The 15,024-nt window shown below is 36.7% G+C and carries 13 protein-coding genes; 9 read left to right on the top strand and 4 right to left on the bottom strand.

Going from position 1 to position 15,024, the window contains the following annotated elements:
• The first annotated feature begins 1 nt into the window (after nt 1).
• From BAZ10_RS13860 to ribH, 5 genes are all read left to right on the top strand, one after another.
• Nucleotides 2–1,324 carry a hypothetical protein gene (locus BAZ10_RS13860; RefSeq protein WP_009086543.1) on the top strand — a complete coding sequence of 441 codons (1,323 nt, stop codon included), beginning with the start codon at nt 2–4 and terminating at the stop codon, nt 1,322–1,324.
• A 76-nt stretch (nt 1,325–1,400) separates the two neighbouring features.
• Nucleotides 1,401–2,600 (top strand): hypothetical protein, encoded by a 1,200-nt coding sequence (locus BAZ10_RS13855; protein WP_078772547.1) that lies wholly within the window; start codon nt 1,401–1,403, stop codon nt 2,598–2,600.
• 6 nt (nt 2,601–2,606) lie between these two features.
• Nucleotides 2,607–3,143 carry an adenine phosphoribosyltransferase gene (locus BAZ10_RS13850; protein WP_078772546.1) on the top strand — a complete coding sequence of 179 codons (537 nt, stop codon included), beginning with the start codon at nt 2,607–2,609 and terminating at the stop codon, nt 3,141–3,143.
• Between the two features lie 164 nt (nt 3,144–3,307).
• On the top strand, nt 3,308–3,997 hold the full coding sequence (locus BAZ10_RS13845; protein ID WP_059322761.1) for a tetratricopeptide repeat protein: 690 nt from the start codon (nt 3,308–3,310) through the stop codon (nt 3,995–3,997).
• 3 nt (nt 3,998–4,000) lie between these two features.
• Nucleotides 4,001–4,489, top strand: a complete 489-nt coding sequence (gene ribH / locus BAZ10_RS13840) for a 6,7-dimethyl-8-ribityllumazine synthase (RefSeq protein WP_078772545.1) — start codon at nt 4,001–4,003, stop codon at nt 4,487–4,489.
• Nucleotides 4,490–4,546: 57 nt separating this feature from the next.
• Here the strand turns inward: ribH and BAZ10_RS13835 are convergent, their stop codons facing one another.
• Nucleotides 4,547–6,037 carry a S41 family peptidase gene (locus BAZ10_RS13835; protein ID WP_078772544.1) on the bottom strand — a complete coding sequence of 497 codons (1,491 nt, stop codon included), beginning with the start codon at nt 6,035–6,037 and terminating at the stop codon, nt 4,547–4,549.
• Nucleotides 6,038–6,065: 28 nt separating this feature from the next.
• Nucleotides 6,066–7,535, bottom strand: coding sequence for a S41 family peptidase (locus BAZ10_RS13830; RefSeq protein WP_078772543.1), 1,470 nt, complete (start codon nt 7,533–7,535; stop codon nt 6,066–6,068).
• A 44-nt stretch (nt 7,536–7,579) separates the two neighbouring features.
• Here BAZ10_RS13830 and BAZ10_RS13825 point away from each other — a divergent pair, with 44 nt between their 5' ends.
• The 3 genes from BAZ10_RS13825 (at nt 7,580) to ypfJ (ending at nt 11,013) form a co-directional block, all read left to right on the top strand.
• The gene (locus BAZ10_RS13825; protein WP_078772542.1) at nt 7,580–7,963 is read left to right on the top strand and encodes a hypothetical protein; all 384 of its coding nucleotides are present in this window, start codon (nt 7,580–7,582) and stop codon (nt 7,961–7,963) included.
• A gap of 69 nt (nt 7,964–8,032) precedes the next feature.
• A complete protein-coding gene (locus tag BAZ10_RS13820) occupies nt 8,033–10,114 on the top strand; it encodes an LTA synthase family protein (protein ID WP_078772541.1) in 2,082 nt (693 codons plus the stop codon).
• Between the two features lie 35 nt (nt 10,115–10,149).
• Complete coding sequence (gene ypfJ, locus BAZ10_RS13815) at nt 10,150–11,013, top strand: KPN_02809 family neutral zinc metallopeptidase (RefSeq protein WP_078772540.1); 864 nt, start codon at nt 10,150–10,152, stop codon at nt 11,011–11,013.
• Between the two features lie 180 nt (nt 11,014–11,193).
• Here the strand turns inward: ypfJ and BAZ10_RS13810 are convergent, their stop codons facing one another.
• On the bottom strand, nt 11,194–11,721 hold the full coding sequence (locus tag BAZ10_RS13810; RefSeq protein WP_069148497.1) for a GNAT family N-acetyltransferase: 528 nt from the start codon (nt 11,719–11,721) through the stop codon (nt 11,194–11,196).
• A complete protein-coding gene (locus BAZ10_RS13805; RefSeq protein ID WP_078772539.1) occupies nt 11,721–12,251 on the bottom strand; it encodes an RNA methyltransferase in 531 nt (176 codons plus the stop codon). Before BAZ10_RS13805 ends, BAZ10_RS13810 begins: the two co-directional genes overlap by 1 nt.
• A 174-nt stretch (nt 12,252–12,425) precedes the next feature.
• On the opposite strand from BAZ10_RS13805, the gene mutS reads away from it, so the two are divergent.
• Entirely contained in the window at nt 12,426–15,014 is a 2,589-nt protein-coding gene (gene mutS, locus BAZ10_RS13800; RefSeq protein WP_078772538.1) for a DNA mismatch repair protein MutS, read from the top strand.
• Nucleotides 15,015–15,024: the final 10 nt, after the last annotated feature.

Raw genomic sequence — 15,024 nt, 5'->3', positions numbered from 1 at the left:
GATGTATAGTTTTTCACCTAAATTAAGACTGTATTCCATTATTTTAATTGTTGTGGGGCTTGTTCTGTTTGGTATTGGCTACGCTGTAAATCACAGCATCGATGAGGCTAAAGTAGAACAAATGGTTGCTGCGAAGCACGTTGATCTTGAGCATGGACCAAAGTCCAACTCTATGCAGGAGCACGACAAAACGCATAATGAGCATATAGAAACTGCTTTACATCAGGTTCATAATGAACCAATGGCAGCATTATTACAGGTTTCTGTATTTGCCTTTGGTATTGCCTGTGCAGCATTGTTCTTCTATTGTGTACAAAATGCATCTCATGCAGGATGGCCTATCATTATCCTGAGAGTTATGGAAGCAGTAGCATCCTTCATTCCTTATGGTGGGGTATTAATGCTGATTATTGTTATCGCAAACACAATTGGATGGAGCCACCTTTACCACTGGATGGACGGAAGTCTTGTTGACCCAAATTCACCACACTTTGATGTAATTTTATATGAAAAGAGCAAATACCTGAATATTCCTTTCTACCTTGTAAGAACTCTTATCTTTGTAGGAGGAGCAACATTCTTCGTATTCAAATTAAAATCTCTTTCTAAGCAAGTAGATGAAACTAAGTCCAGAGCAGTATATCAAAAATACTATAACTGGAGTGTGGGTTATATCGCATTCTTCGGTTTTGCTTCTGCAGCATGGGCTTGGGACTGGATGATGTCTATTGACCCTCACTGGTACTCTACCCTTTATATCTGGTATACAATGGTAAGCTGTCTGTCTACTGCAGTAGGTATTATCATCCTTATCAGCGTTTATCTTAAGAAAAAAGGAGTATTACCTCAGTTCAATGATAATCACTTACATGATCTTGGTGTATTCTTATTTGCAACAAGTATGCTTTGGACTTACCTTTGGTTTGCACAGTTCATGCTTTACTGGTATGCTAACGTACCTGAAGAAGTTAACTACTTCTACGGAAGATTTGAATACTACCGTTGGACTTTCCTTCCAATGCTGATTCCTAACTTCTTGTTACCATTATTGGTATTAGTAAGTAGTAGCATTAAGAGAAACTACAAAGTAGTAAGTACTATGGCAGTTGTTGTAATCTGCGGACACTGGTTAGATTATTTCAACATTGTAATGCCTGGTACAGTAGGACCTTTCTGGAATATTGGTTTACTGGAAATCGGAGCAACTTTATTCATTATCGGTTTATTTATCTTCGCCGTAATGTCTGCTCTTTCTAAGTTGAAACTAATACCTACAGGTAATCCATTCTTAAAAGAATCCGAAATTTATGAATATCCATTCTAAAATTTTGATCAATACAAATTTAATCCCGTCCAACGACGGGATTTTTTTTTAATTTTGCACAAACTAAACTTATATTATGAGATACCTTAAATATCTTTTCTTATTGTCGTTTTTATTTCTTGTGAGTTGTAAGAAAGACAAAGTAGATGGTGAGTCGCTAAAATCATTTCAGAGTAGTGTAAATGATATGGCCTCTTCTCTTACTACCATTAAACAGATAAAGTTTAATGAGGCATTATACATTATCAAGAAATTCGGAACAAATGCAGAAGGAGATATCGACCAGATGAATGCAACAGCAAAACTTCTTAATGGGAAGAATGTCGCCGAGATTCTTGCTTTAGCGGATAGTATTGCACAAAAGCAGGGAATTGAATGGGCAAGTACAGCTCCACCTTCACTAGGAGAAATGAATATCTTCGAAGAAAGTAAACCTACAGAAGTCGACCCGAACGATATTCAGGCTTCTACCATTAGTCTTTCTGTACAACCCGCAAGTGTAGATTCAGTCTCTGGTCCAAAAGCCTTGATGATTGTTCCTCGCTTAGTAGATGCACAAGGCAATAAAATAGAATTTAGTAATGCTGCATTAGAGACAGTACTGGAAGTATCAAGTGGTGGCGCCAAAATATCAACCTCCAAAAACTTGATGGTGAATAACAACTTTAAAGGTTTTTATTTAAAATTAAGTTCTTTACCTTTTGACAGAATTATGGATAACAGCATTGATGTTAAAGTAAGTGTAAAAACAGCTAAGAAAACATTGCAAATGACTAAAACAGGAATCTCTCTCAATCCTAATGCACTAAATAAACCTGTAATTACTGAGCCTACAGAACCTGTAACAAATCCTGATGGTGCGATTACCAATCCTGATGGTACAACTACTCCAACTAATCCTGAAGGAGCTACAACCCCTCCAGTTGCTCCAGTAGAAACTCCAAAACCATTAGCAGATCCAAAAGCATCAGTTTCCAAATTTATCGGAAGCATAGGGGCTAAAAATCTAAAAGCTGCTTATGAAATGTCTAATAACCCAAGCTGGGGATCTTATGAGTCTTTCTCAAATGCAAATTCTGGTTTTGGAGCTATAAAGTCTATCAGTGTAAAATCTGTAAATACAGCTAACAAAACAGCGGATCAGGCAACTGTAAATGCGAACTATACTGTAACAGATAATGCTGGTAAAAATACAGACCTGAATGTTACCTATACGCTTAAAGCATCTGCTGACGGCTGGAAGATTACTGGTTATAAAATAAATTCTGCAAAATAAAATAATATGGCATCTGAAAGCTTAATCCAAAAGCTAGAAGCAACAATTGAAAATATTCCGGATTTCCCGAAACCGGGAATACAGTTCAAGGATATTACACCTGTATTTCTAAATCCAAAACTCTATGAGGAGGTAATTGATGATTTAGCTAATTTCAGCCGTGGGAAAGTTGATGTTGTTTGCGGAATCGAAAGTCGTGGTTTTCTATTCGGAATTGCATTGGCTGTAAAGCTGGAAGTTCCTTTTATCCTGATCCGGAAAAAAGGAAAATTACCTCCGCCTTTTATTTCTCAAAAATATGATCTGGAATATGGTTCTTCTGAAATAGAAATGAAAGCTGATCAGCTAAAAGCCGGCCAACGGGTACTAATCCATGATGATCTTCTTGCAACAGGTGGTACAACTGAAGCAGCAGCAAAGCTTGTCGAAAAACAGGGGGCAATGGTTTCTCAGTTTAGCTTCTTAATTGGATTGGATTTTCTGAATGGGGAAGAAAAACTTCGCCCGTTCAATGCTGACATTTATAAAATCCTTTCGTACTAGGTAAATATAAAGGACTAATAATAAAATTAGAAGCTTTAAAAAGTGTTTCCTGATAAAATATAAAGTAGCATAAAAGAATTTCGAAGCTTAGGTTTTAAATCTCAAATGAATTATTTGTATATCAACAGAGAAACATTAAATTTGCAATTCATTAAAATCAGAAAATGACTAAAAATAATAACAGCGGAAAAGAAACTGTAGAGTTTTTCGAAGATTTGGACAAAAGAAATCTGAATTCTGAAAAATTCATTGAAAGATACTCAAAGCAAATTGGGATTGCACTAGGTGTTGTTCTTCTTGGTATCTTAGGTTACTTTGCTTATGACCAATTTGTATTAGGTCCGAAAAATGAAGAGGCAACAACTGAGTTTCTTGCTGCACAGAAAAATCTAAGCCAAGGAAAAGAAGATGTAGCCCTTGGTGGAAAGTCTGCTGCTAATCCTGGATTTATTGGTACTTATAATGAATATTCCGGAACTAAAGTAGGTAAACTTGCTGCTTACAATGCTGCTGTTTTAGAATTTAAAAAAGGGAATTTCCAGAAAGCATATGATATGATGGATAATTTCAGTTCTTCCAACAAGATTCTTATGGCTCTTAAATATGGTGTAATGGGAGATTGTCTAGCTAACCTTAACAAAGGTGACGATGCGCTTTCTCAGTTTGAAAAAGCAGTAAGCTCTTCAGATGATGATTATACATCATACTACTTTACAAGAAAAGCTGGTCTTCTGTCTTTATCTCTAAAAAAGAATGACGCTGCAAAAAAATACTTTTCTTCAATTGAAGAAAAATATAAAGATTATGACAATGGAGCATCTGATGCTTATATTGAAATGGTAAAATATTATTAAAAAATGGCAACAACTGATCTTTCAGCTTATAAGCCACTTCATATAACAAATGCCGATGAAATGATTATCGGCATTGTTTTTTCTGAGTGGAATGATTTTGTAACTCATAATCTTCGTGACGGAGCAATTGAAACTCTGAGAAAGGAAGGTTTAAAAGAAAATAACATCCATGTATTTCCTGTTCCGGGTGCTTTTGAACTAAGTTATGCATCCATGCAGCTAGCAAAAACCGGAAAGTATGATGCAGTCATTGCTATTGGATGTGTAATTCGCGGAGAAACGGCTCATTTTGACTACGTATGCTCCGGAGTGACCCAAGGTATCACTAATATCAATTTAATGACAAATACACCCGCTATCTTTTGTTTATTGACAGATGATAACAAGGAGCAGTCTATTGCTCGAAGTGGAGGTACACTAGGAAACAAAGGTATTGAAGCTGCTGTTACAGCAATGGAAATGGTTGAATTCAAAAAGAATCTGATTAAATAATCTCAGCCTAAAAAATAACAAAAGGAGCCGAAAGGCTCCTTTGTTTTTATATATTTATCAAGGTTTATCAAGATGGGCTTTTGTTCCATTAGGAGTCAGTGTTTTTTGTGTACCAAAAAATTGAAACTGATCAGAACCACTATTTCCGCTTTGATTTCCAAAACTTTTTAAAGATGCCATCAATTTAAGGGCGGCTATTGATGATGTCTGATTTGTGATTTCCTGTAAAGCTTTAATCAATGCTATATCAGAATTTTCATCTCCAAACTCTTTCAAAGTACCGAAATAATCATTAGAATTAATAGGGAACGTAGGCATAAGACCACCATTTGGGTTATCATCTGTTTTTTGTGGATGTGGATTATTCTTCGCATTCCAGTATCCAAAGACAATAGGCTGCATAGTCCATCCATGATTATAAGGTGGCTTAATATTATCCGCACTTGTATAACCATTATCAGGCGAATCATACAAAGTAATTGACCCTACAAATTTACCATAAGTAGTCCCTCCAATTCTTATAACATCAATGTAAGCACCTAATCCGTCCATTGTTAATTCACTTGCAGAAGCCGTTCCATCACTTGTCAAAACATAAACTTTGTTAAGATTTAAAGATTCACTAGCTCCTCCACCTAAAGTATTTCCAAGATTATAAGTAGTATTTTGACTCTGATGTTTTTCGTTATATTTTAATGATACAAACGGATTACCTTTTCTTCCTGCAATTAAATAGCTAAGCCCTATGGCTGTATTAACAGACCCTCCTCCATTATACCTAAGATCCAATATTAAGTCCGTAACATTGTCCTGTTTCATTTGTAAAAATGCAGCATCTAAGCGACTATTAAAATTTGCATCGTAGGCATTATAAACTAAATACCCGATGTTCTTTCCATTCTTTTTGAAAAGCTTATAAAAAGCTACAGGATCCTCATTTACACTTCTTGTAACAATTACCGCAGTCTTCTTATCTCCGAAAACAATTTTATTTTCGATGTCTCTGCTCATACCTTGATATGTAATTGTAACCATGTCACTTTCAAGATCTCTATAATTGCTCGTTGTAATCTTTTCTCCGCGAATTTCCGTAATTGCATTTCCTCTTACAATTCCGGCATCTGCTGCAGGAGACCCTTTTACTACATAATTTACCATTCCTATATAATAATTGGTATCCTTTACTTTAAACAACGTATAATCTATCCCGGAACCTTTTTTAACAGCATTGAGCGCCGCACTAGGAGATTTAATAACACCATCTTTCTCTATCCAGGAGAACGGATCGGTTACTAAACTATAGAATAGAGCATCTGCAGATTTTCCACTGACAAGATCAGCAAATTTTGCAGTTTTATTATATCCGTCTGCAAGCGTAGGAGTAGTTTTCTGCCAGTAATACCAGGAATTAAGACCATTCCATACAAATTCATTTTCAGGGGTAGTCTTTACACTTCCAGTATCAGCCGAAATAGTATCTCTTGCGCATGATGTAAAAAAGAGAAGTCCAATTAAAGAAACCAGCGATAGTTTATTTAAGCTTTTCATATAAAGTTATAATTCGTGTTTAGTAATATTATTTATGCTTAGGTTTGGTATATACATCTGTACCAAAAGGAGTCATTGTTCTTTTACTGGCAACAAAAGAATCACCTCCGAAAGCAGGAGAGTATGCACTACGGCTTCTGGTAGAAGCTAGTGCACTGCCTGAAGGTAACTGGAGCTCTCCGGTAATTAATTTTATAGCTCTGTCTAAAGCCACATCTGATCTGTCACCAAATTCTTTAAGCCTGCCTGCATATTCTGCGGGCAGCACCGGGTATTGAGCTGGTAACCCTCCCTTGGGACCTAATTCCGGAGCAATGCGATCTTTATTGTAGTACGCAAATGTAATAGGCTGTAATGCCCAGTTATGAGACAAGTTTCTTCCTGCAGAAGAATACATTGTCGGAGAGTCATATATGGTATTAGATCCTACGAACTTACCATAGGTTTCCTCACCAACTGTAATTACACTGATATAGCGACGCAGACAGTCTATCGTCAGTTCACTTGCCGATGCTGTTCCACCACTTGTCAGGACATAAACATTTGTCAGATTCAGACTATTTCCATAAGAACTTAGTGGCTTTATTTCATTCCATTGTGCAGCCTGCTTTTTATTAAAATCCATTATTACAAAAGGGGGAGATTGTGAAAACTGCCCTGTTATTAAACTACCAAGTGCCGCTGCTGTATTTACAAACCCTCCTCCATTATATCGTAAATCCAAAATAAGATCTGTAATTCCCTGTCCTTTCAAATCTTCAAATGCTGTTACAAGCTCATTATCACTATCCTGAAAAGCATTATAAACCAGATAACCAATCTTTTTATTTCCCTCATTAAAAACCTGTTGAGCGGCAACAGCGTGCTCTACAAGATTATCCACAGCTGTAAGTGTAATTGCTGCTTTTTCACCATTAGTTGTTATTATACCTGAACTAGCATCTCCACTGGCACTCTGAGCAAAAGTAACACTGAAACTATCGCTTAATAGCTGACTGTAATTAAAATTGTTAAGAACTGCCCCATTAACCCTTGTAATAACATCTCCCCTTTTAATTCCGGCATTATATGCAGGAGAGTTCGGGACAACATAATTCACAATTCCTACTTTTGTATCTCCATTCGGAACTTTAGAATAGATTGTAAAGTCCATTCCGTTGCTTTTAGATACTCCGTTAGAATTTGCCAACTGTTTGTCTATATCCGATATAATCCATGAATTTCTGTCTTCTTCTTTATATAATAGGCTGTAAAATAAAGCATCTGTAGTAGGCTTACTGTTGATCGTACTCACATATTGTGCTGAATTTTTAAAACTATCTGCTAATTCCGGAACCTTTTCCTGCCAGTAATACCAGGAATTGAGTCCTCTCCATACAAAATCATTCTCTTCCTTTGCCTTTTCAGGTTCCACAGGATCGGGGTTATTTCTGTTACAAGAAGTAAGCAACATAGCTCCGGTAAAAGAAACAAACAATAATTTATTTATAAATCTCATATTTTTCAGGTAGATTTGTTTATCTTAAATCCAAAATTAAAAGTATGAAAAAGAGATTAATATACAGCTTATTTTTTTCAGGTACTCTGCTTTTCATTTGCGGAGCCTGTAAAAGCAATGTTACAAATGATACACAGAAGGTAACAAATGCAATGTATAAAATATATGATATTAAAGGAGAAAGAGGATATGATGTAACTTTTGAGGCAACAGGTAATGGAGCAAAACCCGTTGCTGTCGTGATTAACCGCATCAGAAAAGAAATAAACCCATCCGACAAAAAAGACAATACTTACCATATTAATGTCATTGCCGAAACCAGAAAAATACATGGCTACAGACCGCAGGGAACATCACAGGAAAATGGTGTTATTTACAAAATAAATTATACAGAATATTTCAAACCTGTAAAATTTACATTAAAATAAATATCATATCTGCAAGGAACATTCAAAATGTTCCTTTTTTTGTCTAATTTTGGGATATAAAACTATTTCATGTATCTAAAAAGGTTACAGCCATTTTTCTGTCTTGGGGCACTATATATTCTGGTATCTTTTATTTTAAGATTCGTTTTTATTTTCCATCCTATTACAACAAGTAATTTTAGTATTTGGGAATGTACTAAAGTATTGTCTATAGGTTTTGTTAATGATTTTTTCATCTTTGTCCTGGCCAGCTCATTATTTGTTCTTTATACGCTTTTTCTCTCTGATTCTAAATACAGTAAACCATGGGGAAAGATTATTTTGGCAATTTTAGTCCTGGCAATTCTATACGTAGCTTTTTATCCCAATAACATTTTCAAACAGTATGGAGGCTCAGTTTCAGAGATTGTTCTGGCATTCTTAGGCATCAAGACGTTATTATTCGCCTTAATGCTTTTCCTTCCCCGACAAAGATTCGCTATCCGAAATATTCTGTACTTCTTTGCAATTTTCCTATATGTATTGCTTATTATATTCAATGCTGTTAGTGAATATTTCTTCTGGAATGAATTTGGAGTCCGTTATAACTTTATTGCTGTAGACTACCTTATCTATACCAATGAGGTAATTGGTAACATTATGGAGTCTTATCCTATTGTTCCATTATTCTCTATAATAATTGCTGTAACATTACTTATTACATGGCTTATCTATAAAAGAACAAAAGAAAACCTTGTTGAGCTTCCTACATTTAAACAGAAGCTTGTTCTATTATTCTCTTACCTTGTATTAGCAACTGGCTGTTACTTTTTAATAGCACCGTTCCAGAAAATAAAGGACGACAACAACTTTGCTGAAGAAATTCAGTCTAACGGATTATATAAGTTCTATTATGCATTTACGCATAGTGAACTGGATTACTTTAAATTCTATCCGACATTAGTCGAAAATAAAGCTGAAAAACTGTATCTATCACAGTTTGTTCCGCCAACTATGCCAAGGCCTGTTACAAGTGATTCTACAGAACAGCATAAGAATGTAGTTCTGATTTCTATAGAAAGTCTTTCGGCAGATTTTATGCAACACTATGGAAATAAGGATAAGATTACTCCTTTCCTGGATAGTCTGGCTAACAAAAGTTTAATGTTTACCAATCTCTACGCTACCGGTAACAGAACTGTTCGTGGGCTGGAAGCACTTACATTGAACATTCCTCCAACTGCCGGAGAAAGTATTGTAAAAAGAGAAAACAATAAAAATAAATTCTCCACAGGAAGCCTTTTCAAATCCAAAGGCTACCATGTAAAATTCTTATATGGAGGCTACAGTTATTTCGATAATATGGAAGATTTCTTCAGAGGAAATGGTTATGACATTGTCGACAGAAACAACTTCAAACCAGAGGAAATAAGCTTTGCTAATGTTTGGGGTGTTGCCGATGAAGATATGGCTAAGAAAGCCATTCAGGTAATGAATCAGGAAGCCCAAACCGGAAAACCTTTTTTTAATCACTGGATGACAGTAAGTAACCACCGCCCGTTTACTTATCCTGATGGTAGAATTGACATTCCGGGAACAGCAAAATCTCGTGATGGAGGCGTTAAATATACTGATTATTCTCTTCGAAAGTTTTTCGAGATGGCTAAAAAGCAATCCTGGTATAACAATACAGTCTTTGTTATTGTCGCCGATCACTGTGCATCCAGTGCAGGTAAAACAGAGCTTCCAATGGATAAATACCGTATCCCTGCTATGGTTTACGTTCCGGACGGATCCGTACAGCCTCAGCAATTCGGTAAACTAATGTCACAAATTGATTTAATGCCAACTGTATTTGGACTTTTAAATTTCAATTATACTTCAAAATTTCTGGGACAGGATGTTCTGAAGCCAGCTTATATACCCAGAGCTTATATAGCAACCTATCAGGATCTGGGTTATATTAAGGATAATTATTTAACTATTATCTCTCCAACCAGAAAAGTAAAACAATACCAGCTACAACAAAAACCTTCAGACCTACCAGCTGAGTTTAATATTTACTATGAAGAAATACCAGTAAAGCAGCCAAAACAACCATTTGTAGATGAAACGATTGCAACTTATGAAACAGTTTCCAAATGGCTGAAGGAAAATAAACTGAACAGATAATTTTGTACTTTTAACATCACAAAAAACAATAAAAAATGAAATGGACTGACGAAAGAGGTGGAAATGTAGAAGACCGCCGTGGCATGGGCGGTGGTGGAATGATGGTTGGCGGTGGCTTAGGCACCCTGATCATTGCCGCTATTATATTCTTCCTGGGTGGAGATCCCTCTGCCATACTCAATTCCGGAGGCTCTGCAACTCCTGTACGTACGGAGCAACGCCAGCCATCCAGTGAACAGGATAAACAACTCTACGAACTGGTAAGCATGCTGGATGCATGGAATACTAAGACATGGACACAAATCTTCCAGGAAAACGGAATGAAATATGTTGCTCCCAAAATTATCATGTTCAGTAATAGCACAAATTCCGGGTGTGGTCCTGCTCAATCTGCCATGGGGCCTTTTTACTGTCCGGCTGATCAATCTGTATATGTAGATATGAGTTTCTTTAATGAATTACAATCCCGATACGGAGCCAAGGTAAGTGAATTTACAGTTGCATATGTGTTAGGACACGAGATAGGGCATCACGTACAGACTTTATTAGGAACAACGCAAAAAGTAGATCAGTTAAGAAGAAGTGGCCGTTACTCGGAAGCAGAAATGAACCGTGTATCTGTAGCCGTAGAATTACAAGCCGATTTTTATGCTGGTTTATGGGCTAAAAAGAACAACAAACGTGTTCAGGGAGGAATCCTGGAGCCAGGAGATATTGAATCTGCAGTAAGTGCAGCACAAGCTGTTGGAGATGACAATATTCAGAAGAGATCTTCCGGATATGTGAATCAGGAAAGCTTTACTCACGGATCATCAGCACAACGTGTAGAATGGTTTATGAAAGGTTATAATACCGGCGATATAAAACAAGGCGATACTTTCAACGCTTTATTACGATAAATAAAAATCCTGCGAAAGCAGGATTTTTAATTTTCAAACCTTATTGGTTTATTTTTTATCAAACATGCTTCCTGAATAGGTTTATGAACAAATTTACAAAAAATGAGGCTGTCCAAACTTTTCGGACAGCCTCTTACTTTTCAAACCTTATAGGTTTTAAAAACCTATAAGGTTTATTTTTTATGGTACCAACCCAAATATTTTTGCGTCTACAAATCTTCCCTTTTCAAAGAAAAAATCTTTGAGCAATCCTTCTTCTTTAAAATTCAGTTTCAGCAATAGTCTCTCTGAAGCAAGATTATCAGGATCAGTAAACGCCTCTACCCGATGAACATTCATTTCTGAAAAAGCATAAGGAAGGATAGTTGTTATCGCTTCTTCCATATAATGCTGACGCCAGTACAAAGGATTTAGTTCATAACCCAGCTCTGTTTTAAAATGCTCATGAGCCCAGTTATGATAACCACAGGTTCCAATCATCTTACCACTATCCTTTAGCTGAATTGCCCAGCGGATTCCTTTTTTATATTCAAAGTTTTTGTTGAAATCCTGAATTAGTTTCTCTGCCTCATCAATTCCTTTAAAAGTATACAAGTCATAATACTCTGTAACCTCATCTTGTGAGAAGTATTCAAACATATCTTCTGCATCGGCTAATGTAAGCTGACGCAGAATAAGTCTTTGGGTTTCTAAAACAGGGAACTCCATTATTTCAGATTTTTAAAAAATTCCCACATGATAATACCTGCACATACACTTACATTGAGTGAATGCTTTGTTCCCAGCTGTGGAATTTCAATAAAGCCATCACATAAAGCGAATGCTTCATCCGATACACCGTCTACTTCATTTCCCATAATCACCACGTATTTCTCGTCTTTGGAAATTATCTGCTCATTCAGAGCAATACTACCTGTAGTCTGCTCAATAGCTAAAATTTTATATCCTTCCGACTTTAGTTTTTGCAAAGCGTCGGTAACGTCTTTCTCGTAATACCAGTCTACACTTTCGGTAGCGCCTAATGCTGCTTTATGAATCTCGCGGTGTGGTGGTTGCGGCGTAATACCGCATAATACGACCTTCTCTATAATAAAAGCATCAGCTGTTCTGAATACCGCTCCTACATTATTCATACTACGGATACTATCCAACAGAACAATCAACGGAATTTTTTCCGATTGTTTAAAGGTTTCTATATCTACTCTGCCGAGTTCTTCCAGTTTTAACTTCTCTACCATGAAACTTCATTTTTCGGTTACAAATTTACAAAAAAGCTTATGGTACACAGTTACATTTGGGAACGTAAAAATATTATACGTATAAAGTCATAAAATGTGAAAATGAGTTTTACAAAGAACAAACTTTCAAAGCCTGAATTTAATCCTTAAATTTGGAACCTATACCTATAAAAAATGGCGAAAGAAAAGAAGGAAACTCCTTTAATGGGACAATACAACAGTATAAAAGCAAAATATCCGGATGCCCTTTTACTGTTCAGAGTTGGTGATTTTTATGAAACCTTTGGACAGGACGCGGTTAAAACATCTCAGATATTAGGTATTGTTTTAACTAAAAGAGCAAATGGCTCTGCTTCTTATATAGAATTGGCCGGCTTCCCACATCATTCACTGGACAGCTACTTGCCAAAATTGGTTCGTGCCGGAATGCGTGTTGCTATATGCGACCAGCTGGAGGACCCGAAAATGGTTAAAGGCATTGTAAAACGAGGAGTTACCGAACTTGTGACTCCGGGGGTTACGTTCAATGATCAGGTTCTGAATGCCAAACGAAATAATTTCCTTCTGTCGCTTCACAAAGAAAAAGAAAAATACGGAATAGCATTGGTGGATATTTCTACCGGAGAATTCCTAGTTAGCGAAGGTAATCTTGAAAAATTACTCCATATTGTCAATACCTTTGATCCTAGTGAGATTATTCTTCAAAGAAGTACTGAAGTTCCTGCTGTTCTGAAAAACAGAAATACATTCAAACTGGAGGATTGGGCATATCAGTATGATTATGCTTACGAGAAGCTCACACAACATTTTAAAACCAAATCTTTAAAAGGTTTTGGTATAGAGGATCAAAAACTGGCGATTGTAGCCTCAGGGGGTATTTTTGCTTATCTGGTAGAAGATACTCATCACAGCCTTCTGAACCATATCACCAAGATACAGCCTATTCCTCAGGAAGATTATCTGATGATGGATGCTTTCACCCTTCGTAATCTGGAAATTGTATTTTCCAGTCAGCAGAAAGGGAAAAGCTTACTCGACATCATCGATAAAACCTCAACTCCAATGGGCGGAAGATTACTTCGCAGAAGACTAATCCTTCCCCTTAAAAATATCAATGAAATTAACCGCAGACTAAGTCTTGTTGAATTCCTGAACAAAGAGGATCAGCTGAAATATGAAATTTCTTTAAGGCTTAGAACTATTTCCGACCTCGACAGATTAATGGGTAAGCTGGCGGCCGAAAAAATAAGTCCTAAAGAACTGGGATACCTTCGTCAGTCACTGGAAAGCATTCAGGAAATAAAAAAATTACTGATTCCGCATCCGGATGTTCTGGCATGGCTGGATCCTTTAAATGATCTGGATGAAATTCTTCAGTATGTATACCAACACCTGAATGAGGAACTTCCTGTACACCTTAACAAAGGAAATGTAATAAAGGAAGGCGTTTCTGAAGAATTAGACCGCCTGAGAAATCTTCAGTCTAAAGGCAAAGGCTTTCTGGATGAAATGCGCGATCGTGAGATTGAACGTACCGGTATCCCGAGTCTGAAAATAGATTTCAACAATGTTTTCGGCTACTTTATTGAAGTAAGAAACACTCACAAAGACAAAGTTCCGGAAGACTGGATCCGTAAGCAAACACTTGTTAACGCAGAGCGTTATATTACTGAAGAGCTAAAGGAATATGAAAGCCAGATTTTGGGAGCTGAAGAAAAGATTTCTTTATTGGAATCAGAATTATACCGTGCAACCTGCACTTATTTACTACAATATATAGATCTTATACAGGAGAACTCAGCACTAATTGCTCAATTAGACTGTGCGTTAGGCCTATCCGAACTTTCTGTACAGGAGCAATATACAAAACCTGTTCTTAATGATAGCTTTGTAATCAGTATCTCGGAAGGACGCCACCCTATTATAGAAAAGTCTTTACCTTTAGGAGAGAAATACATTCCGAATGATATCTATCTGGATCAGGACTCACAACAGATTATTATGGTTACAGGTCCCAACATGGCCGGTAAATCAGCCATATTAAGACAAACAGCTATTATCTGCCTCTTAGCTCAGATCGGTAGTTATGTTCCGGCAAAGCATGCTGAAGTAGGGTTACTGGACAAAATTTTCACCCGTGTTGGTGCTTCCGACAATATTGCAGCTGGTGAATCTACCTTTATGGTGGAGATGAACGAGGCTGCCAACATTCTGAATAACATTTCGGATCGCTCACTAATATTGCTGGATGAGATTGGACGTGGTACAAGTACCTACGATGGAGTTTCAATTGCATGGGCAATTGCAGAATATCTGCACCAGCACTCAACAAAGCCAAAGACTCTTTTTGCGACACACTATCATGAGCTAAACGAAATGACAGTAAATTTTGAACGGATAAAAAACTTTAGTGTGAGCATCCAGGAAAATAAAGGGAATATTATATTCCTGAGAAAACTAATCCCTGGTGGTAGTGAGCATAGTTTTGGTATTCATGTAGCAAAGCTTGCAGGTATGCCTTCTAAAGTTGTTCACCGCGCAGAAGAAATTCTGAAGACACTGGAGGATTCCAGAGCACAAGGCGGTTCATCTGAAAAAATAAAAAGAGTTACCGAAGAAAATATGCAATTAAGCTTCTTCCAGCTGGATGATCCGGTTCTGGAAAATATTCGTGAAGAATTGACTAAAATCGATATCAATACACTTACTCCTATTGAAGCTTTAATGAAGCTGAATTCTATCAAAAAAATGATAGGCAGTTAAGGAAATGTAT

This window comes from Elizabethkingia occulta (assembly GCF_002023715.1).
In the GTDB taxonomy this organism is placed as follows: domain Bacteria; phylum Bacteroidota; class Bacteroidia; order Flavobacteriales; family Weeksellaceae; genus Elizabethkingia; species Elizabethkingia occulta.
The sequence above is the reverse complement of the archived record's forward strand: the minus strand, read 5'-3'. Positions and strand labels throughout refer to the sequence as shown.

Bases quoted from the DNA above. Each gene is read 5' to 3' on its own strand.
- BAZ10_RS13860 (WP_009086543.1), top strand. From the start codon at position 2: ATGTATAGTTTTTCACCTAAATTAAGACTGTATTCCATTATTTTAATT.
- BAZ10_RS13855 (WP_078772547.1), top strand. From the start codon at position 1,401: ATGAGATACCTTAAATATCTTTTCTTATTGTCGTTTTTATTTCTTGTG.
- BAZ10_RS13850 (WP_078772546.1), top strand. From the start codon at position 2,607: ATGGCATCTGAAAGCTTAATCCAAAAGCTAGAAGCAACAATTGAAAAT.
- BAZ10_RS13845 (WP_059322761.1), top strand. From the start codon at position 3,308: ATGACTAAAAATAATAACAGCGGAAAAGAAACTGTAGAGTTTTTCGAA.
- ribH (WP_078772545.1), top strand. From the start codon at position 4,001: ATGGCAACAACTGATCTTTCAGCTTATAAGCCACTTCATATAACAAAT.
- BAZ10_RS13835 (WP_078772544.1), bottom strand. From the start codon at position 6,037: ATGAAAAGCTTAAATAAACTATCGCTGGTTTCTTTAATTGGACTTCTC.
- BAZ10_RS13830 (WP_078772543.1), bottom strand. From the start codon at position 7,535: ATGAGATTTATAAATAAATTATTGTTTGTTTCTTTTACCGGAGCTATG.
- BAZ10_RS13825 (WP_078772542.1), top strand. From the start codon at position 7,580: ATGAAAAAGAGATTAATATACAGCTTATTTTTTTCAGGTACTCTGCTT.
- BAZ10_RS13820 (WP_078772541.1), top strand. From the start codon at position 8,033: ATGTATCTAAAAAGGTTACAGCCATTTTTCTGTCTTGGGGCACTATAT.
- ypfJ (WP_078772540.1), top strand. From the start codon at position 10,150: ATGAAATGGACTGACGAAAGAGGTGGAAATGTAGAAGACCGCCGTGGC.
- BAZ10_RS13810 (WP_069148497.1), bottom strand. From the start codon at position 11,721: ATGGAGTTCCCTGTTTTAGAAACCCAAAGACTTATTCTGCGTCAGCTT.
- BAZ10_RS13805 (WP_078772539.1), bottom strand. From the start codon at position 12,251: ATGGTAGAGAAGTTAAAACTGGAAGAACTCGGCAGAGTAGATATAGAA.
- mutS (WP_078772538.1), top strand. From the start codon at position 12,426: ATGGCGAAAGAAAAGAAGGAAACTCCTTTAATGGGACAATACAACAGT.